At 41.4% G+C, this 20,710-nt stretch carries 14 protein-coding genes and 1 riboswitch; all 14 genes read left to right on the forward strand.

The features are described from left to right. Positions 1 to 14: 14 nt before the first annotated feature. The 14 genes from QNI15_RS31980 (at position 15) to QNI15_RS32045 (ending at position 20,658) form a co-directional block, all read left to right on the forward strand. Complete coding sequence (locus tag QNI15_RS31980) at positions 15 to 1,361, forward strand: RagB/SusD family nutrient uptake outer membrane protein (RefSeq protein ID WP_314002706.1); 1,347 nt, start codon at positions 15 to 17, stop codon at positions 1,359 to 1,361. A 46-nt stretch (positions 1,362 to 1,407) separates the two neighbouring features. Beyond that, a complete protein-coding gene (locus QNI15_RS31985; protein WP_314035824.1) occupies positions 1,408 to 2,775 on the forward strand; it encodes a DoxX family protein in 1,368 nt (455 codons plus the stop codon). A 195-nt stretch (positions 2,776 to 2,970) separates the two neighbouring features. Continuing rightward, positions 2,971 to 4,641 carry a hypothetical protein gene (locus QNI15_RS31990; RefSeq protein WP_314035826.1) on the forward strand — a complete coding sequence of 557 codons (1,671 nt, stop codon included), beginning with the start codon at positions 2,971 to 2,973 and terminating at the stop codon, positions 4,639 to 4,641. A 146-nt stretch (positions 4,642 to 4,787) separates the two neighbouring features. After that, a complete protein-coding gene (locus QNI15_RS31995) occupies positions 4,788 to 5,402 on the forward strand; it encodes a c-type cytochrome (protein ID WP_314035828.1) in 615 nt (204 codons plus the stop codon). 42 nt (positions 5,403 to 5,444) lie between these two features. Further along, the gene (soxC, locus tag QNI15_RS32000; protein WP_314035830.1) at positions 5,445 to 6,701 is read left to right on the forward strand and encodes a sulfite dehydrogenase; all 1,257 of its coding nucleotides are present in this window, start codon (positions 5,445 to 5,447) and stop codon (positions 6,699 to 6,701) included. A 47-nt stretch (positions 6,702 to 6,748) separates the two neighbouring features. Continuing rightward, positions 6,749 to 8,206: a phytoene desaturase family protein gene (locus QNI15_RS32005; protein ID WP_314035832.1), complete on the forward strand. Its 1,458-nt coding sequence runs from the start codon at positions 6,749 to 6,751 to the stop codon at positions 8,204 to 8,206. Positions 8,207 to 8,240: 34 nt separating this feature from the next. Then, positions 8,241 to 9,518, forward strand: a complete 1,278-nt coding sequence (locus tag QNI15_RS32010; protein ID WP_313989707.1) for a YeiH family protein — start codon at positions 8,241 to 8,243, stop codon at positions 9,516 to 9,518. Positions 9,519 to 10,235: 717 nt separating this feature from the next. Then, on the forward strand, positions 10,236 to 13,619 hold the full coding sequence (locus QNI15_RS32015) for a HEAT repeat domain-containing protein (RefSeq protein WP_314035834.1): 3,384 nt from the start codon (positions 10,236 to 10,238) through the stop codon (positions 13,617 to 13,619). A 33-nt stretch (positions 13,620 to 13,652) separates the two neighbouring features. Beyond that, complete coding sequence (locus QNI15_RS32020) at positions 13,653 to 14,729, forward strand: ATP-grasp domain-containing protein (RefSeq protein WP_314035836.1); 1,077 nt, start codon at positions 13,653 to 13,655, stop codon at positions 14,727 to 14,729. Between the two features lie 137 nt (positions 14,730 to 14,866). Next, positions 14,867 to 15,694 carry a hypothetical protein gene (locus QNI15_RS32025; RefSeq protein WP_314035838.1) on the forward strand — a complete coding sequence of 276 codons (828 nt, stop codon included), beginning with the start codon at positions 14,867 to 14,869 and terminating at the stop codon, positions 15,692 to 15,694. Positions 15,695 to 15,938: 244 nt separating this feature from the next. Beyond that, positions 15,939 to 16,041: riboswitch (SAM riboswitch) on the forward strand. A gap of 356 nt (positions 16,042 to 16,397) precedes the next feature. Then, on the forward strand, positions 16,398 to 17,030 hold the full coding sequence (locus QNI15_RS32030; protein WP_314002688.1) for a YceI family protein: 633 nt from the start codon (positions 16,398 to 16,400) through the stop codon (positions 17,028 to 17,030). 182 nt (positions 17,031 to 17,212) lie between these two features. Further along, positions 17,213 to 18,919 (forward strand): tetratricopeptide repeat protein, encoded by a 1,707-nt coding sequence (locus QNI15_RS32035; RefSeq protein ID WP_314035840.1) that lies wholly within the window; start codon positions 17,213 to 17,215, stop codon positions 18,917 to 18,919. 22 nt (positions 18,920 to 18,941) lie between these two features. Next, complete coding sequence (locus tag QNI15_RS32040; RefSeq protein ID WP_314035841.1) at positions 18,942 to 19,709, forward strand: hypothetical protein; 768 nt, start codon at positions 18,942 to 18,944, stop codon at positions 19,707 to 19,709. A 67-nt stretch (positions 19,710 to 19,776) separates the two neighbouring features. Then, complete coding sequence (locus QNI15_RS32045; protein ID WP_314035843.1) at positions 19,777 to 20,658, forward strand: DUF1684 domain-containing protein; 882 nt, start codon at positions 19,777 to 19,779, stop codon at positions 20,656 to 20,658. Positions 20,659 to 20,710: the final 52 nt, after the last annotated feature.

A 20,710-nucleotide genomic window follows, 5' to 3' on the forward strand; every position in this document is an offset into this window, starting at 1 on the left:
AACAGTAATTACCTATGAAGATTAACCATACCTTTCGATATATTCTGCTCATCGCATTCTCTCTGTCATTGAATAGTTGCAAGGATTTTCTGGATGTGCAGCCTCAAAGTTCTGTTTCAGACGATCAGACCATTGTAGATGAAGCTTCTGCCAAAACTGCCACACGGGGTATGTACCGTCAACTGGCCAGTGATAGTTATTATGGCTCACTCTTTCAATCTATTGGATACCTGTCTGGTGATAATATTGTTTGGACAGGTTCGCAATCCATTATCCAGGATTTTATTAACCATGATGTGAAATCTGATAATGGAAACATTGCCACTGTGTGGTCCGGAATTTATGAAACCATTAACCGGGCCAATCATATTATTGCCAAAGTACCTCTTGTAACGGATGATTCTTTTACAGAAGCAGAACGAAATGCTTTGTTGGGAGAGGCGTATTTTGTGAGAGGGCTATGCTATTTTGATCTCGCCAGAACCTGGGGTGGTGTACAGATCGTATTAACGCCTACTGTTTCAGCTACAGATAAAAATGGGATCAAACGTAGTTCCCTTGCTGACACCTATGCACAGGTATTGGCTGACCTTACTAAGGCAGAAACACTGCTGACCAATACTACCAACCGTTACCGGGCTACACAAAAGACAGCCAGAGCATTACTGGCACGTTATTACCTCTACCAGGAAAATTGGGCTCAGGCAGAAGCGTATGCTGATAAAGTAATAGGGGATACCGATTACGAACTGGTTAAGCCTTATAGTGCATTTTTCAGCAACCAGGCTGTGGCTACAAAAGAGTCTGTTTTTGAACTAGCTTATAGCTCGACCTATACCAATGGCCATCGTACCTACTGGCAGCCGCCTGCCAATGGAGGAACACGTCAATGGGCGCCCAATACTACCTTTATCTCTTTGGTAAGTGATGAAAATGTGGGAGGAAACCGCAGTGCTCTGATTGCCAAAACCACTGCTGGACTATGGTATGGCAATATGTATTACCGAAGTCCTGCCACAGATCCTGCATTTGTGATTCGTATTGCTGAATTATATCTAATCCGTTCAGAGGCGCGTGCCCATCAGGATAAATTAGCGGATGCTCTGGATGATCTGAACGCTATTCGTGACCGGGCAGGTCTTTCGGATAGCCCTGCTCAGACACAGGAGGAAATTCTGCTGGCGATTGAGAACGAACGTCGTCTGGAGTTTGCCTTTGAACCACATCGTTGGTTTGATCTGGTACGTACCCATCGGGTTGAAGCGGTGTTGGGGGTAACTAATACCAATAAATATGTACTCCCTATTCCTATCACGGAAGTTACAGTAGATGAATCCCTGGAGCAGAATACAGGGTATTGATTCTGCCTGTTTTTATCTAATGTCAAGACTTTAAAATTGATAGATTATGTCAGTCATAAACGTAACCTACCTGTCTCCTGATTTAGAGACAGACACATCCTGGACAAAAGCAGAGAAAGTTCTGTTCCGTTTCTTTTTCATTTACTTCTTTTTGCAGATAGTACCATTGGACTGGAAATTTTACAGAGACTTATTTGCTGTCAACTGGTTTGATCTACACTATCGGGATATATTTTATCTGTCCCGGTATACACCCCGTTTGTTTGCTGATAGTCCTAGTTTTGCGGATTGGGGTGTCATAGCGCTGGTGGCCTTGGCCGGAACGCTGGTATGGGGTTTTCTGGATACCAAACGTGAAGAGTATACTAGTTGGCAATATGCATTGCGGGTATTGTTGCGCTACCGGCTGGCAGCAGGTGTGATAGGCTACGGCTTTATCAAACTGTTTCCTTTGCAATCTCCTTACCCTTCACTAAGTAATCTGAATACCTACTATGGTGATTTCACAGACTGGAAACTGTTTTCGCTGAGTCTGGGAATTGTTCCATCCTATGAATCCTTTCTGGGAGGAGTGGAGATTCTGGCTGGGTTGTTATTGCTTAACAGAAAAACGACTACGGTTGCTACACTGATTATTTTACCATTCACAGGAAACGTTTTTATGTCCAATCTGGCATATTCAGGTGGTGAATATGTATATAGCTTCTTTCTGATTACCATTGCGTTATTTCTGTTATCGTTTGATATCAAGCGATTATTTACCCTACTCACTCTTGAAAAACCAACTTTTCCCAATCGTTACCACCCTGTTTTTGAAGGCAAGTGGAAAGTCATACGGATAGTTCTAAAGAGTGCATTCATTTTTCTGTTTGTATTTCTGTATGGATTTAAGAGTTATGCCGGATATCAGACAGGGTCATATCAGTATCCACAGAAAGCAGGTTTGTCACATGCCAGTGGTTTATACAATGTACGTACATTCCGGATCAACAGTAAAGAGCTTCCGTATTCTAAAAAAGATCCGGTTCGGTGGCAGGATGTGGTATTTGAGAAATGGGCTACTATCAGTGTTCGTCTTAACCAGCCTGTGTCCTTAGCACCTGAGAAAAGAACTGAAGAGTTGTATGAAAAGGACGAAGATCGTCAGTATGAGCTGGCAGGAACGACTGGCAGGACATACTATAGCTATCAGCTGGATACTACTCAGCATCTGCTGTATCTCAAAAACCGCAACAAAGACAAGCCTAATGACACGCTGATCCTTCACTATAGCAGACCTGATAGTACACAAATTATTTTGTCAGGTTTGACTCAGAGCAAGGATACACTCTATGTAGTGCTGGACAAGATTCAGAAAAAATACCTGCTGGAAGAGGTGCAACGCCAGGGAAGACAAAAGGCTTTGAAGTTATAAGAGGTGGTCTAGATTATTATTAAAGAAGCGAAAAGGGCAAAAGTTACGGGCTGAAAAATGGGTGAAATCGCAGCACATGTTTTTAGTTCTTCAAGAACTTAATTAAAACCTGACTTTGAAGCCTTTAATAATAGTCTGAGACTATCTCCTAAACAATCCTTTGACTAATGTAGCTACTTTAAAATACGTAAAAACATGTCTAAAACGGAAACTGTTCACGAAAATGTTGTTCTGGATACTTCTTCTCCGACAGAGGTAAATTCGGGCTTGAATACTATTTCCAACTGGAAGGAGTATCAAAAAATTGCTTTTCGTATTGCCTTCATCTTTTTTGTCAGCATTTCCATTCCAAACAATGCGGAGTGGTATGACCATGTGATTCATATTGATTGGACCAATTTGCATTATCGGGACTTGTATGACATAGCCCGCTTTGGTTCAGGGATCAATTTCTTTGGAAACAAAATTTTTGGAAGCCAGCTCAACGGCTATGCCAACTGGGTTATCACACTACTGGTCTCAATTGGGGTAGGTGCTATCTGGACAGTGGTAGACCGATACAGAAAGCCACAGCCAAAAGAATATAATAATCTGTATTACTGGCTTCGTGCCATTGTACGATACCGGGCAGGTATTGGTATCATTGGATTTGGTTTTACCAAATTGCTTCCTGTTCAGATGCCTTATCCATCTGTGGGGCTACTGAATACAAATTTTGGTGACCTTACAGCACAAAAAATCTACTGGCTTTCTATCGGGATTGTTCCCTGGTATCAGGTGTTTGCAGGGGTAGTAGAAGTGTTGGCGGGAGCATTGTTGTTTTTCAGAGGAACTACCACCTTCGGCGCTATCCTGTTATTTGGTGCATTGGGAGATATTGTGTTTGTGAACTTTGCTTATGATGGAGGGGTGCATGTGTATAGTTCCTATTTCGTTCTTCTGTCAGGCTTCTTGTTAGTTCAGGATATTCCAAGACTCTATAACCTACTGATTTTGGAGCGGCTCACTATCCCTGTCAATTATTATCCATCATTTTCTCAAAAATGGCAGAAGTATACCCGGGCTGCAATAAAAGTAGGGGTATTTTATGTGTTTCTGATTTTGTTGTTCTATCTGCAATATGTAAACTTCAAATACGATCCGTATAAACAACCTTCAACCAAAGGTGTAACAGCTCTTCGCGGTTTGTACAATGTAACGGAATTTAAAGTAAATAATCAAACTATTCCATATTCTCCTCTGGACACAGTACGCTGGCAACAGGCTACTTTTGAAAATTGGACAACATTGACCTTCAGAGTAAATAAGCCAACAGCACTGGATTTATCCAATGGTGGAGGTGATCCCCAACGAGACATTAACCGCACGTTTGAACTGACAGGTGTAGGTGGAGGACAACACGCGTTTCATTATTATGCAGATACGGTAGATCATGTGCTTTACCTTCAGGATAAATACAAAGCTATTCCGGATCGACGCAATCGGGTTGCAGGGGTCGGTGGTGATGGTGGAACGGAGAAAAATCTGAATGGAGGAATAGATAAGCCATTGACAGAAGGTGCTTCAACAGAAAAAGCTTCTCTGGACCCCAACTGGATAAGTCCCGAAGCTTGGAAGCATATTGGCGATGAAGTAAAAATGATTGATCCCAAAGCTGCTTCTACTCGTAGAGATCGGGAATTTGCAACCGCAAAGAAAAACGAGAAACGTAACCGGATGATTCTCCATTACGAGACTACAGATGGGAATCGGGTAATTCTGAAAGGAATCGATCAGCATAAAGACTCAATTTATGTGGTACTGGATAAGGTAAACCGATCCTATGCCTTACCTTCCAGTACACTAGAAGCTGGAAAGTATAAGTAATTTCAATATCCAGTAAGATACATCTTCATAGGAGGATAAATGAGGGACTTGAATCAACGGATTTAGTCAACATAATCGGACTTTCTGTTTCTTTTGGAGATAGAAAGTCTACTTTCTTTTTTAGGGTTTCTTAGCAATCTGCAGTTGTGAGTAAGTATACATATATTGTTTTTGTAGCCTCTCTTTGTTTAGGGCTGGTGCACTGGGCATGTAGCAGACCGGGTGTACAGACAGCAGCACATACGGCTGTTAATACAGAAAGGGCCAAAGATTCTGTTACAATGGATTCCGTTCACTGGCCAGAAAGCTTTTCTCTGGGGCATGTGGCCACCGAGGCTGAGATACAAGCATGGGATATCGATGTGCGTCCTGATGGAAAAGGCCTGCCTGCCGGATCAGGGAATTTCGTAGATGGACAGCAATTATATACTGCAAAATGTGCCGTCTGCCATGGAAAAACAGGCAAGGAAGGCCCAAACAATCAACTGGTTGGAGGTACAGACGTGAAAGAAAAAACCATTGGTAACTATTGGCCTTATTCTACTACCCTGTTTGATTATATACGTCGGGCTATGCCATTTAATCAGCCTGGTTCCTTATCAGATAAAGAAGTGTATAGTTTGACAGCCTTTTTGCTGGCAGCCAATCGGATCATTGACTCAACAACTGTACTCAACGCCGAAACATTACCCAAAATTCAAATGCCTGCTCAGAAATACTTCGTGCCTGATGACCGTAAGGGAGGAGCCGAAGTGCGATAGATTCTTATTTTCCTGGCATTAAAAACTCTATGAATAGACCCTATGGATGACAAATCATCAGATAAATCACTATTCTCCCAAAAAATCAAACGCCGTTCGCTGCTTGGGGGAGCGGCAACAGCTGCTGTAGTGTTTGTTCAGACTGCCTTTGGAAAAACAATTCAAAAGGCCATTCCGGAATCCGTTTTTAAGCCTGAAGATGATCCTACCAAACAACTGGGGCCTTTCCCCAGCGAGCTAGGTGGACGATCTGCTTTTGAGAAGCCTGTTCGTAAACCATCCGATATTTCGTCCCGGTCCCCATTGCAGGATTTCTATGGGACTATTACGCCCTCTGACCTTCACTTTGAAAGACATCATGCCGGCATTCCAACCATCGATCCGGGCAAACACAAACTGCTTATTCATGGTATGGTAGAGAAGCCACTTGTCTTCACTGTGGCTGATCTGAAGCGTTTTCCATCCATATCACGGATTGCCTTTCTGGAGTGTTCCGGAAATTTCCGCACTGGAAAAGAGACTATGACTCCACAGGAGATCTGTGGATTAACCAGCCAGAGTGAATGGACAGGTGTAAAGCTTTCAACATTATTCAGAGAAGTGGGTGTAAAGCCCGGAGCGACTTGGTTTCTGGCCGAAGGTTCAGACGCCGCTGTAATGACACGTAGCGTTCCTGTCAAAAAAGGGTGGGATGACGCTATTATTGCCTATGCACAGAATGGGGAAGCATTGCGACCAGAACAAGGCTATCCGATTCGCTTATTTTTGCCAGGATGGGAGGGCAATGCTAATGTAAAATGGCTTCGCCGGATAGAACTTTCGGATCAACCCTATATGACCCGGGAAGAAACTTCCCGTTACACAGAAACAATTCGGGACGGAAAAATACGTATGTTTAGCTTTGATATGGATGCCCGGTCAATCATAACCTTTCCCTCCTATCCTCAACATATTGAGAAAGGTTGGCTGGAGATCAGAGGGATTGCATGGTCTGGACGGGGTAAAGTGTTATATGTAGAAGTGAGTACAGATGCTGGAAAATCCTGGCATCGGGCAACCCTTCAGGAGCCCATATTGGACAAAGCCCATACTGCCTTTCGGTATCTGTGGCAATGGAAAGGAGAGTCGACAGAGATTTTGAGTCGTGTTACAGACGAAACTGGCTACACACAACCTACCCTGAAGCAGTTGATTGATGCCAGAGGTACAGACATGGGTGGATATCACCTGAACCCTGTGACAGCATGGGTGATCAAATCAGATGGAAGTGTGGTATTTAAACCTGAAAAGTTACGGTGAGAAGTGAAAAAAGCTTCCAGAATAAAACGTATAGAACCCGGAAATAAATGGCACATTATGAATATGATGCAGTAGTAGTAGGTTCAGGACCCAACGGGCTTGCTGCAGGGATAGCCTTGCAACAGGCAGGACTTTCAGTACTGCTGATAGAAGGACAGAAAACGATAGGAGGGGGCTTACGTACTTCGGAATTGACGCTACCAGGATTTAAACACGATGTTTGCTCGGCCATTCATCCTATGGCTGCCGGATCACCCTTTTTTCAAAGTCTCCCATTAACTGAACATGGGCTGGAGTATATTCAGCCACCTGTAGCGGCAGCGCATCCATTTGACGATGGCACAGCCGCTATTCTAACTTCATCAATCGATAAAACAGCTGAGTTATTGGGAAAGGATAGACTCCCTTATTTACGATTGATTGAACCTTTACTCAATGATTGGCCCAAGATGGCAGCAGATGTACTGGGGCCTTTGCAATTTCCAACATATCCAATTAAAATGGCTGAGTTTGGATTGAAAGCATTGCCTTCTGCCAGTCGCCTGTCGAACTATTTTTCTACAGAAAAAGCTAAAGGGCTATGGGCAGGAATGGCTGCCCACTCGATACAGCCACTATCTCATATGACAACCTCTGCCATTGGGCTGGTTCTGATGACAGCTGGACATTTGTATGGATGGCCTCTACCCAAAGGTGGGTCCCAATCGATTGCCAATGCGCTGGCTTCGTATTTTGTTTCGCTGGGCGGTAAGATAGAAACGGATCAGTGGATACATTCCTTGACGCAACTCCCTTCCAGTCGGGCCATTCTTTTTGATCTGACCCCCAGACAACTACTTAAAATTGCCGGAGATCAGTTTTCTCCACTGTACCGCTGGCAACTTAACAATTATAAATATGGCATGGGAGTATTTAAAGTAGACTGGGCGTTGGATGGACCTGTTCCTTTTAAAGCGGCAGAGTGCAGGCAGGCAGGAACCCTACATCTGGGAAACACTTTTCATGAAATCGCCTTGTCTGAAAAAGAAATTTGGAGTGGCAAGCATCCGAAAGCTCCTTATGTGTTACTAGCCCAACAAAGTATTTTTGACCCTTCACGCGCACCCGAAGGAAAGCACACTCTATGGGGTTATTGCCATGTACCTCATGGCTCTACAGTAGATATGACTGATGCAATTGAGAATCAGGTTGAGCGGTTTGCCCCAGGTTTCAAAGACCGTATTCTAGCCCGGCATACTATGAATACGATACAAATGGAATTGTACAATCCAAATTATATAGGTGGAGACATTAATGGTGGAGTGATTGATTTGACTCAATTATACACACGACCCGCTTTGCGTCTTTCTCCCTGTAAAACATCAGCTAAAGGCATTTATATCTGCTCTTCTTCAACTCCTCCTGGTGGAGGAGTGCATGGCATGTGTGGATATTACGCGGCCAAAAGCGCTCTGAAAGATATCTTTAAAACACCTATTATGCCTCTAAAGCCTTTTTTGAATTAAAATACATTTATAAAAATATAGCAACCTGATTTCGATGTCTCAAGTTACTCAAACTCTTCCTGAAAAAACACGATTTACCTTTACCGAAGACTGGACGGTAGTCGTACTTGGTATAAGCATTATTGCTTTGGCGTTGGCAGGATTGCCTTTGCCTGTTCCTGCCTATTCCTGGAGCAACGGGCAGGAGTTGTTTTCTAAAGTTCTTACCTCTGCCAACCTGCTTACAATTGTTATACAATTTGTACTGGTAATTGCTGTTGCAGTTCTTGGTGCTGTATTACTTAATAAGCCCTTGAAATCTTTGCTGGTGGTGTTTCCTGTAGTGTATGGAATCACTGTTCTGGCTTTGATTATTGCGGGAAACAGTCAGGTTAAGGCATGGAATCTGGAAGCGGTTATTTTTAGTCTTACACTGGGGCTTTTGATCGGTAATATTGTTACATTACCTGAGTGGTTTCGTTCAGCCTTAGGCGCAGAAATGTTTGTGAAAATTGGACTGGTATTGTTGGGGACTAGTGTTGTCTTCTCTGATATCTTGAAAGCTGGTGCATTGGGATTGGTTCAGGCATTGGTAGTTGTTGTATCTGTCTGGTATTTTGCTTATTGGCTATGTAAAAAGCTGAAGATAGATGACGAAATGAGTCTGATGATATCCAGTGCAGTTTCTATTTGCGGAGTTTCTGCTGCAATTGCTACTGCAGGAGCAATCAAAGGTGATACACGGAAACTTTCTTATGTCATTTCGCTGGTACTGGTGACTGCCATTCCAATGATGGTTGGCATGCCTTACCTAGCAAATTACTTGGGACTATCACAGGAAGTAACAGGAGCCTGGCTTGGAGGAAGTATTGATACAACTGGCGCTGTAGTAGCATCTGGTACGCTGGTAGGAGAAACAGCCTTAAAAATAAGTACTATCGTCAAATTCTCTCAAAATGTGTTGCTGGGAATTGCTGCCTTTGCCATAAGTATATACTGGACATATACTCAGAAAAACACCGAAGAAGCACGTTCTGAAAAACCTACCCTTGCCGTGATCTGGGAACGGTTTCCTAAGTTTGTATTAGGCTTTGTAGGGGCTTCTCTGGTATTCTCTTTTTTATTAAGTCCAGCTGCAGTTAGTAGTGTAAAAGATGGCCTAAAGAATATTCAAACTTTATGGTTCGTACTTGCTTTTACCAGCATTGGATTAGAAACCCGTTTTTCAGACCTGATCAATGCCAGCAACCGCAAGCCTTTGTATGCTTTCCTGACTGCTCAGACATTTAACATTATAGTTACCTTATTGATTGCTTATTTGCTGTTTCGTTAGATTTAGTGAATGTAGATTTAATAAATAATTTCTTCTTGTCCCTCTTAAAAATAGTCTAAAATAGAGTTATACCTGTTTGTGAAAAAAAATAGCTATCCAGCAGACCTTTGGAATCTCCTGAAGATCCTTCTGGAAAGAAAAATTATATATAGCTCACTGTTGATTGCGCATAGTTTGTTCAAGTAGTCTGTTGAGCATAACTATGTGCATACAACATGTCAAATTGGCTGGCTTGTTGTTGCGAATAAAAAAGTTTTTGTCTGGAGTTCACCGCAAAATTCCCCAAGTGCTGAACAAACCACAATATCTCGTCCTAAAATAAGTTTACAAAGATACAACTTTCGTGTACCCATATGGAGATGTATCTCCCAAATAAGCCCAACCTACTGAAGTCCCGTCCTTCTTTCCTGTGAAGCTGTTTTACTTGCCAATAAGGCCAGAAATAGGCTTTGCGAGTGATACCAGCTACTAAACAAATCTATCCCAATGTGCTACTTCCGGGATTTTTATTAGAAATCAATTGCTGTTAAAGAAAATACATAGTTTATTGTATGAATGCAGGCTGATCAGATATAAGATAACTGAATCTATATGCTCAACGATTCTGCAGGATGCCAACAAAATAATTGATAGTTTAACCTAATTGTTTCTCTAGAGAGGTTAAAAGATCTGTTACCTATAAAAATGAAATGATTATAGAATTTTGATCAAACAAAAATGACTGCCTTTAAGAAACACTTTTATCTTCCTGTTACCTTACTTCTTGTTTCCTGTTTAAAGCCACTCAGTACTGATGTGATTACGATTGATGCCCAAACAGGAAAACAAAAAGCAAAACAAATAAAAGAGACTTCCTCCATTCAGTTGGCTGAGGGACTAAAAATTGATCTTTGGGCTTCAGACACTTTGTCACCCGATCCGGTTTCCCTGGAAATAGACCACTTAGGCAGGGCCTACATTACGCGCACTATTCGCCAGAAAAATTCGGAATTTGACATTCGCGGGCATCGCGATTGGATGACACCCTCTATCAGCTTTCAAACAGTAGAAGATCGTAGAGCTTTTCTTCGAAAAACGTTTGCCCCTGAAAATTCCCAACAGAACACCTGGCTCAAAGATCTGAATGAAGACGGAAGTCACGACTGGAAAGATTTAACAGTTGAAAAAGATGAGATTTGGCGGGTGGAAGATAAAGATGGCGATGGAATTGCCGAAAGGGCAACAAAGGTTTTTGTAGGGCCAAGTGAAGAGGTTACTGATGTTGGTGGTGGTGTTTTGGTTAGAGAAAAAGATGCATTCTGGTGTAGTGGACCTGATATGTGGCGTTTGGAAGATAAAAATGGAGATGGCGTTTATGAGACAAAACAATCAATCAGTCATGGGTATGCAGTACATATTGGTTTTGGCGGTCATGGTATGTCAGGAGCTATTCAAGGTCCGGATGGCAAAATTTACTGGCAGATAGGCGATATAGGTGCTAATATTACAGATAAATCGGGGCAAAAACATGAATATCCCAATGAAGGAATAATGGTTCGTTCCAATCCGGATGGGAGTGACTTTGAGGTTGTAGCACATGGTATTCGCAACGATCACGAATTTGTCTTTGATGCATTGGGTAACATTATTTCGTCAGACAATGACGGGGATCATCCAGGGGAAAGCGAGCGGCTGGTACATATTGTAGAGGGTGGCGATTCCGGATGGCGCTCTAACTGGCAGTATGGCAAATACACTGATCCGCGCAATAATAATTATAATGTATGGATGAAGGAAAAATTATATACACCTCGCTGGGAAGGTCAGGCAGCTTATATACTTCCTCCCATTCAGAATTTTCACAATGGGCCTACAGGAATGGTTTTCAATCCGGGAACGGCATTGGGGAAAGAATGGACAAATAAATTTTTCCTGGTTGAATTTGTCGGTACCCCCACTGGTTCACACATCTGGTCGTTTGGATTAAAACCTAAAGGTGCTTCTTTTGTTTTGGATGGTGATAAAAAACTCACTACAGGTATCTTGCCTACAGGTATTCGTTTCGGAACGGATGGTGCTTTGTATGCAGCTGATTGGGTAACCGGATGGGATACCAAAAATTACGGCAGAATATGGAAGATTGATGTGGATAAGAATAAAAATGATCTTGAAGCTGAACGTAAGGAGACAAAACGATTGATGGCATTGAATTATACTAAGCAATCTGAGGCACAGTTAACATCACTTTTGTCTTATGCGGACATGCGGATTCGTCAGAAAGCACAATTTGAATTAGTAGCAAGAGGTGCTAAAGGTCTAGAGATTTTCAAAAAACTGATTCATCAACAAGATAATCAGTTTGCCAGAATCCATGCTATCTGGGGCATTGGACAACTGTCTCAAAAAGATAGAGAAACTGCCTCTATTCTCTCAGATTTACTAAAAGATACAGACCAGGAAATCATCGCACAAGCTGCTAAAGTGATTGGAGATGTACGTTATCAGGGCGCTAACCAAACGTTGATTTCTATGGTGAATCATTCAAATCCAAGAGTGAAGTTTTTTGCCACTCAGGCACTCGGGCGGGTAAAGGATAAAAACGCCGTTTCAGCCATCTTGAAAATGATTGAGCAAAACAATGATGAAGATGTTTATCTGCGTCATGTGGGTGTACTGGCATTAAGTCGGATAGGGGATGTTGAGTCAGTTATCAATTTAAAATCAAATTCAAGTAAAGCTCTTCGCTTGGCAGCAGTGTTGATTCTGCGAAAGTGGAGAAACCCTGAAATCGCCAGTTTTTTGAAAGAAGACGATGAATATCTGGTTACAGAAGTTGCAAGAGCTATTAATGATGATTTATCCATTGCTGATGCCTTACCTGCTTTAGCACAAATGGTGCAACAAACAAAGTTCACCAATGAACCTTTACTACGTAGAGCTATCAATGCTTGTTTACGGGTGGGTGGTGAAAAAGAATTGGATATGTTGATTGCTTTTGCCGGACGCACAGATGTTTCGGATGATTTACGGGCAGAAGCACTATCAGTGATTGGAACATGGGCTAATCCATCTGTACTGGACCGTGTGGATGGGCGTTATCGTGGTGAGCTAAAGCGTAACGCGACTATGGTCACTACCAAAATTAAGGATAAGATGGGAGATTTTCTGAAAAGTACTAATCCAACCATTTTGGTTTCTTCGATTGAACTTCTGTCTGAGTTGAATATTTCTGCTTATAATACTCAGCTTGTTTCCCTTTTGAAAGAGTCAGATAAACCGGAAGTGCGAGCAGCATCCATTATAGCTCTGGCTGATTTGAATTATGCGGGCATTGAACAGGTGATAAAATTAGGAATGGAAGACAAAGAGGGTGCTGTACGAACTTCGGCTATTAGTCTACTTACTAAGTTAAAAACCAGTAAAGAAAATTTACCTTCCATTGTCAATCCTATTTTTGAGAAGGGTAGTTTTCGGGAACAGCAACAGATGTTGAAAGTATTGGGAGAAATGCCTGTCGATAATACAAGAGTTGTATTTGAGGATTTGATTCACCGAATGGTAACAGAAAAACTGTCTGCCAATGTAAAACTGGATCTAATAGAATCAGTTGAAGGCACAAAAGATGAAAGTCTTATCCAAAAGCTTGAGCCACTAAAAGGGAAAGGATCTGAAACGGAACAATTTAAAGAAGCACTGTTGGGAGGCGATAGTCGACAAGGTAGGAATATTTTCTTGTATAACTCAGCCGCTCAGTGTATTCGTTGCCACTCCATTGGTGGGGAAGGAGGCTCAGTAGGTCCCAATTTGCAAGGGATTGGTAAAACATTAAGTCGTGAGCAAATTCTGCAAGCAATGATAGAGCCAAGTGCGCGTATTGCACCAGGATATGGCAATATTGCATTAACCATGACAGATGGACAAGAAGTGACAGGAGTACTTATGAAAGAAAGCGAAGAGGAACTTATCTTAAAAACTTCGGCTGCAGAGCCTTTGAAAGTACCTCTCTCCCGGATTAAGAGCCGAGAGAATTACCCATCTGGTATGCCTCCAATGGGAACGATTCTGTCTAAACGTGAAATCAGAGATTTAGTAGAGTTTCTATCCAATATGAAGTCAAATTGATCTGTTCTGTCGGCTTTTCTGTTTTTTAGTGTTATGTCTAATCCTGTTGACGCATTTTCAGAGAGCAAAGTGGCTATTTTATATCAGGCCCAACAGCCTCCTGTCAAAGATGGTATTATCAAACCAATGAAGACAGGAGGATATGCTGATAGTGGTGCTGATATTGCTTACGCTCTGTTACAAGAAGAAATCCATGTGGTTACTCCTGTCTCTTCTCCTAATCCCAGGAACGATCTGGATTGGGTATTTCCAGATACAGAAATAGGTATCTTGAATGCATTGGCAAAAGGGGCAACGGTTCTCTGGCTAAATACGGTTTTATATGCATGTCACCCGATAGAAAAATTTGCTGATCAGAACTTGTTTGTGGTGGGACAGATTCCAGAGAACGTAGAAAAGTATGATGATAAGATAGTCACAAACCATTTACTGAAACAAAATGGTCTACCTGTACCTGATTCAGTAATCATTACTATTGACAACCGGGATCAGGTGATAGTACCATTTTCGTTTCCTGTAGTAGCTAAACCAATCAGAGGCAGAGGGAGTCAGGGAGTATCAGTACTACATAACTGGCATACATTGACTGAAACATTGAATTTGTTGTTTGAGGAAGGACAATATGGAACAGCTTTGTACCTGGAAGAATTCTTGCCAGGACAGGAAGTTACCATTACGGTTATGCCTCCAGGTAAGTACTTTGATAAAGGCCAGGAGATAGAGTATCCTGGTTACTGGAGTCTGCCTGCTGTAAAAAGATTCAATCACGAATCAGGAATTGCACCCTACAATGGTACAGTGGCTGTGACTAATAATAGCATTGTATTAACAGAAGAAGAATTGCAGACGAAAAAGATACAAACACTTTACCTTCAATGTGAGAAAGCCGCTGCCTTGGTAGAAGCAAAGGCTCCTATCCGAATTGATTGTCGGGCAGATAAAAATGGGCAGTATTTCCTCTTTGATCTAAATATGAAACCCAACATGACAGGTGTAGCCCGAGCACACAGGCAAGATCAGGATAGTCTGAGTGCCCTGGCAGCCCGAAAGATAGGTTGGGAATTTACGGATTTACTTATCAATATGTTGAATCAACGATGGAGCTTATAAAGGACCCTGTTTGTTGTGTTAGTTCATGTAGATAAACAGTTGTGTGCACTTTCATTTAAACTAATTGTAGCTAGATATGCTAGAAAGAGTTTATTTATTGGTTACTTTCGCGCAATTATTCACCTGTCTGTAGTTGTATGAGTAGTAAAAAAGAAGGGAACCAGTACGATAAGATATTTAAGGAGAATTTAGAGTCTGTTACTCTGGCACTGATTGAGAAGGTGCTTCAGATTCAAGTGGCCTCTTACGAGAAAATGCCACAGGAACTACAACGCACAGTAGAAAGAAGGCCTGACCAATTGCTGAAAATTACCGACAAGCAAGGGTACACTTTCTTATTACAGCTTGAATTCCAACTGGTAGATGAAGCTGCTATGGTATATCGGATGCTGGAATACAGAGGTATGCTCTCCCGAAAATATGAATTGCCTGTTAAACAGTATGTAATCTTTCTTTCCGATCCGCAACCGAAGATGCCGACTCATATTGAAGAACCCGATCTTTCCTATGCGTTTCGGTTAGTTCAGTTTTCGACCATTGACTATAAGTTGTTTCTCTCTTCTGAAAAAGGAGATGAGGTCGTATTTGCTATATTGGGTAAGTTTGGCGATACTCATCCGGAAGAGGCAGTTGCTCTTATTGTAGAACGCATAAACCAGACTTCGACAAGCAAAAGTGAACTGCAACGTCACTTGCAACAATTACGTATATTAGCTAACTTGCGTAAACTAACACCTTTTATAGAAATCATGATTGACTCGATTACTCCATACATCAAAAAAGACGATGATTTCCTTTTTAGAGAAGGAAAACTGGAAGGAAAACTGGAAGGAAAGCTGGAAGGAAAGCGAGAAGCCATTCTAAAATTGCTGAAGGACGGAGTATTGACCACTCCGCAACTGGCTTCTTATTTTGATGTGACAGAAGAATTTGTAGAAGAGTTGCGGAAGACTCTCACTAAGTGAGCTGTTTTTTATTCACAAAAATATCGTTGGTCTGGACATTGGTTCAGACCTCTTTTATTTATACTATTTGCTACAGAAATACACTGCTTGAACGGTCACAAAGAAGTATATTAGTCAACCTGAAATCTAGGAAATATATAAATACATAATCTCTACAGAAAAAGTAGGGATATAATTTGGAAATCAAAAATTAGTCTCTACATTTGCATCATCTTACTAATTAAGCACCACCAATTAATTAGTTAATTTATACAGAGGAAGGGAGAGAACAGGCTCGCAGAACTTCCAGCAACTTTCTGACCACCGGAAACAGTGCTACTTCCTGACCTTATTGGTAAAGATAAATTAACAAGACGATGAAACAACTCCTATTCTCAGCATTTGTGAGACGTCTGTTGCACACAACAGGGATGTACTATTTCTTAGTTGAGCCTATGGATTATATCATAGCAAGCCACTATGAAGATAGTGAGTGTTGTTGACAGAAATTTCTATCTGCCATTAGTTATAATCACAAACGTATACTGCCTGCTTTGTCGAGCTGCCTTTTTTGGTAGAGTGGAAATATCATGTCTTTACAATAGAAAATAAGTAACCAATCAACAACTACCTATAACCAATGCTTCCAGAACCCCTGGATTGAGAGATATTCAGGGCTACTGCAAGTTTTATCTTTTGATTTACCACTAAACCAACAGTAATTATGAAACGTATTTCCTTTTTATTCCTTGCTATTATCGCTTCTGCTTTAGTATCCTTTATCGGAAAAGAAATTTCTAAGGGAGAAACAACGCTGAAAGTAGATACACAAGCCAGTAAGCTGGTTTGGACAGGCAAAAAATTTACTGGCCAGCATACAGGCAACATTGCATTGACCAGTGGCAATCTGATTGTAACAGATGGCAAGCTGAAAGGTGGAACTTTTGAAATTGATACTCGAACAATTACTGTTACCGATATTACAGATAGTGAACAAAACGCCAAACTGGTAAAACATTTAAAAGGTGATGACTTTTTTGGCGTAGAGAAATTTCCAAAAGCTACTCTGACAATCACTTCTGCTACCCCAAAGGGAGGAGATGCCTACGACCTTTCCGGGAAACTGACCATCAAAGGTGTAACTAACACAGTTAACTTCCCAGCTGTAGTGAAGATTGAAAAAGACAAAGCTACCGCAACTGCCAAAATAGTAGTAAACCGTACTAAATATGATATTAAGTATGGCTCTAAGTCTTTCTTCCCCAACATTGGAGACAAGTTTATCTACGATGATTTTGAACTGGATGTAAACATTGTTGCTGCCGGACAATCTACTGCTACTGCAAAAGCGAAATAAAACAGCTTTTAGCCTCTAAAGTAAAGTGTAAAAGTATAATTATAGTTAAAGTGTGAATGTAAGAAAGGGAATTAACCAATCTGATTTGACTTTGGGTATGGGCTTTGCCATTGCCTGCCCAAAGTCCAATCTTTCATACCTGTCACTAAAGTACAGCAACCATACAACTCTATACAGTATTGATGAAATTTTACTTCTTACTAGTTCTGCTGGTTTCCTCTGCCGTATTGGCTCAGCGTGTGAGACAGGAAGAGCATCATGCTCATTCGGGTGGAGGAGATCATAATCATCTGGCACATATACAAGCTTATCGACAGGAAACTGTATATGTTCATAATCTTCCTGCCCCGCATTTACTCAAAGGAGTTGGATCTTCTAATCTCAAAATAAAAACCTCTTCTGCACAGGCACAGGCTTATTTTAGTCAAGGGGTTGCTTTATTGCACTGCTTCTGGGATTTTGAGGCCTATCGTGCATTTAAAGAAGCTATTCGGCTTGATTCTGCCGCTCTGATGCCTTACTGGGGTTTGTACAGTGCCATCGGTGCTATTGAAGGAGATGACTTTACAGCCGATAAATTATTGGCTATTCAACAATTGAAAAAGCTAAAAGAAACAGCTTCTGAACATGAGAAGCTATATGCGGATGCAATATTGGCAAGAGATGAAGAACAAGATGGAAGTAAGAAAGAATACCAAAAGAAGCTGGAACTGATCATTCACAAATATCCGCAAGATATAGATGCCAAGTTGTTTCTGGCATTAAGCAAAATGGGAGGGTACGATGCGGCTATGAATCCACGTGAAGGACAGCTATATGCTGAATACCTGTTGCGTGATCTGCTGAAAAATTACCCTGACAATGCGGCTGCTCATCACTACTGGATACATCTGATGGAAAACTGCTGTCCGGAACAGGCGCTGGAGAGTTCTGTCAAGTTACCCACTTTGGCACCTGCCTCAGGACATATGGTGCATATGCCAGGGCATGTGTATTATAAGTTGGGTGACTACAAAAAAGCGTATGATGCCTTTGCTGCTTCGCTGGCTGTCGACTCTGTCTATATGAAAGAGCAGGGAATTGCGGAAGTAGATGCCTGGAATTATATCCATAACATCAACTATCTTTTATCTAACTGTGCCGAAGATGGACGGTATGCAACTGCACTAGTATATGCAGAAAAACTGAAAAACATGCCTGCTACCAAAGAACGCAAACGAAAATACGAAGGCCGTTTTTTTTATCAGGGGATAATTGCACCTGCCAAGATGGAACTGTGCTTTGGATTTTACAAGAAGGCTGCGGATCGTCTGTCTGCTATTCGGCTCGATCAGGATAGTTTATATACAACCAAAGCCATAGCCTACAAAGATGCTCTGTATTACTTTGCTTCAGGAATGCATGCGGTAAAAAGCAACAAAATCGCTGATGCCAGAAAGTATGCAGATGCATTGGATGCTTCGTTATGGCGCAACAGTCACCAATTGCACTCTGATGATATTATCAATACCCGTAGGCTAAATGATCTGAATGTAGCTTCTCTTGAATTACAGGGTGTAATTAAAAGTGCAGAAAATAACTATAATGAAGCTGTTGTCTTACTGGAAAAAGCAAAACAGAAAGAGGATGACCTGGGATATAGTGAACCCCCGTCTTATGCACGTCCGGTATTGATCAGTCTGGCCGAAACACATCTGAAAGCTCGTCAGTATGATAAGGCGATTAAGGCTTACGAACAACTGCTCGAAAGACACCCTAATACAGCCAATGGATTATGGGGATTATACAAAGTTTACAAACAAAAAGGTGATTCAGTAAATACCAAAAAATATGCTGCATTGCTTGCACAGGTAGTGCAATACGGCGACAAAACTCTATACCCTTTATAAACAAACCATTCCCGACTATATAATGAACCCTGAAAGAATCTGTACACTTCTGATAGCCCTTTTTCTGAGTTTATACACATTTGCACAACCCACAAAAGTAATTGTAAGAGCCAAAGCAAAAGATGCCAAATTTATTGGAACAGGCATAGGAGGAGCCTATATTGTTATTCGAAATGACTTAACCGGAGAGATACTGGCAAAAGGATTAACAACGGGTGCATCAGGAAACACGGACTTGATTATGAAGACTCCCTATACTCGTAATCTTCCTCTCACAGATGAAAAGACAGCTAAATTTGAGACATTGATCGATATCAAAGAACCAACGTTTGTGACGATTGAAGCTATTGCGCCTGTAAACCGTAAATCTGCGGCTGTAACCGCTAGTACACAACTATGGCTTATACCCGGAAAAGCAATAGATGGGGAAGGAGTTGTATTAGAGATTCCAGGTTTTATTCTGGACATTCTGGAACCACAGACACACCAGGTAATTCAGATTGCATCGTTAAAAAATAATCAGGTAAAGATCAAAATCAATCTTGTAATGATGTGTGGCTGTGTGATCAACAAAGGAGGAATATGGAATGCAGATAACATTGATGTAAAAGCTTTGGTGAAGAAAGACGGTACTCCTCAGAATGAAGTGGTACTGAAAAGTATCCAGGATAATATTTTCGAGGGATTGCTTCCTGTTTCAGACAAAGGGAATTATGAGATACAGGTTTATGCCTATGACAAAGTAACCAAAAACACAGGGGTAGATAAGATCAACTTTGTCATTCAATAGATGTAAAGTCCGTTAGAGCCACCTGACAACAATATACTTATCGTTCAACCTAAACAAGACTAGAACCATGAATGTATCAAAAAGTTATTTGCCATTTGTTTTACTTTCTCTGATTCTTGTAGCGTTCAAAGGAGAAGCTCCTTATGAAGCAGAGATTAAAGAATGGCACCAGAAGCGTATTGAGAGTTTGAAGAAAGAAGACGGATGGCTGAATTTAGCTGGATTATACTGGCTGGAAGAAGGCGAAAATACATTTGGTGGAGATGCCTCTAATGCGATAGTATTTCCTAAAGATCGTAGTAACGCCTTTTTAGGAAAATTTATTCTGAAAGAAGGCAAGGTAACACTAATCGCCAACAAAGATGCTCAGATTTTTGAAGGAGAACAGCCTGTAAGCGAACAACAGATATTTCCTTCTGAAAGTCCGAAAGTATTGAAGCATAAGTCACTGCGCTGGTTTGTGATTCAGCGTGGAAACAAATATGCTGTGCGGTTACGCGACCTGGAAAGTCCGGCTTTAAAGAATTTTAAAGGAATCAATACCTACCCTGTTGATCAGAAATGGAAACTAAAAGCCAGATTTGTACCTACAGTTGGTAAGAAGATCTCGATTGTAGATATAACAGGCAGAACATATGAGCAGGAATCTCCTGGCCAGCTGGTGTTTACAGTTCAAGGTAAAGAATATACCCTGGATGCTGTCGGTACAAAAGAACGTCTGCACTTTATCTTTGCAGATAAGACCAATGGAGATGAGACTTATGGCGGAGGTCGTTTTCTGGATGCTCCCGGCCCTGATGCGGATGGATATACTTGGCTTGATTTTAATAAAGCCTACAATCCTCCCTGTGCATTTTCTCCCTATGCTACCTGTCCGACTCCTCCCAAACAAAACAGGCTGACAGCTTCTATTCTGGCTGGTGAGAAAACCTACGGAGACCATCAGTAACAACTACTTCATCCACCAACACTGTGCTTGTGTAACCAATTTCTGTTTCTAC

Source organism: Xanthocytophaga flava (assembly GCF_030068545.1).
Taxonomy (GTDB): Bacteria; Bacteroidota; Bacteroidia; order Cytophagales; family 172606-1; genus Xanthocytophaga; species Xanthocytophaga flava.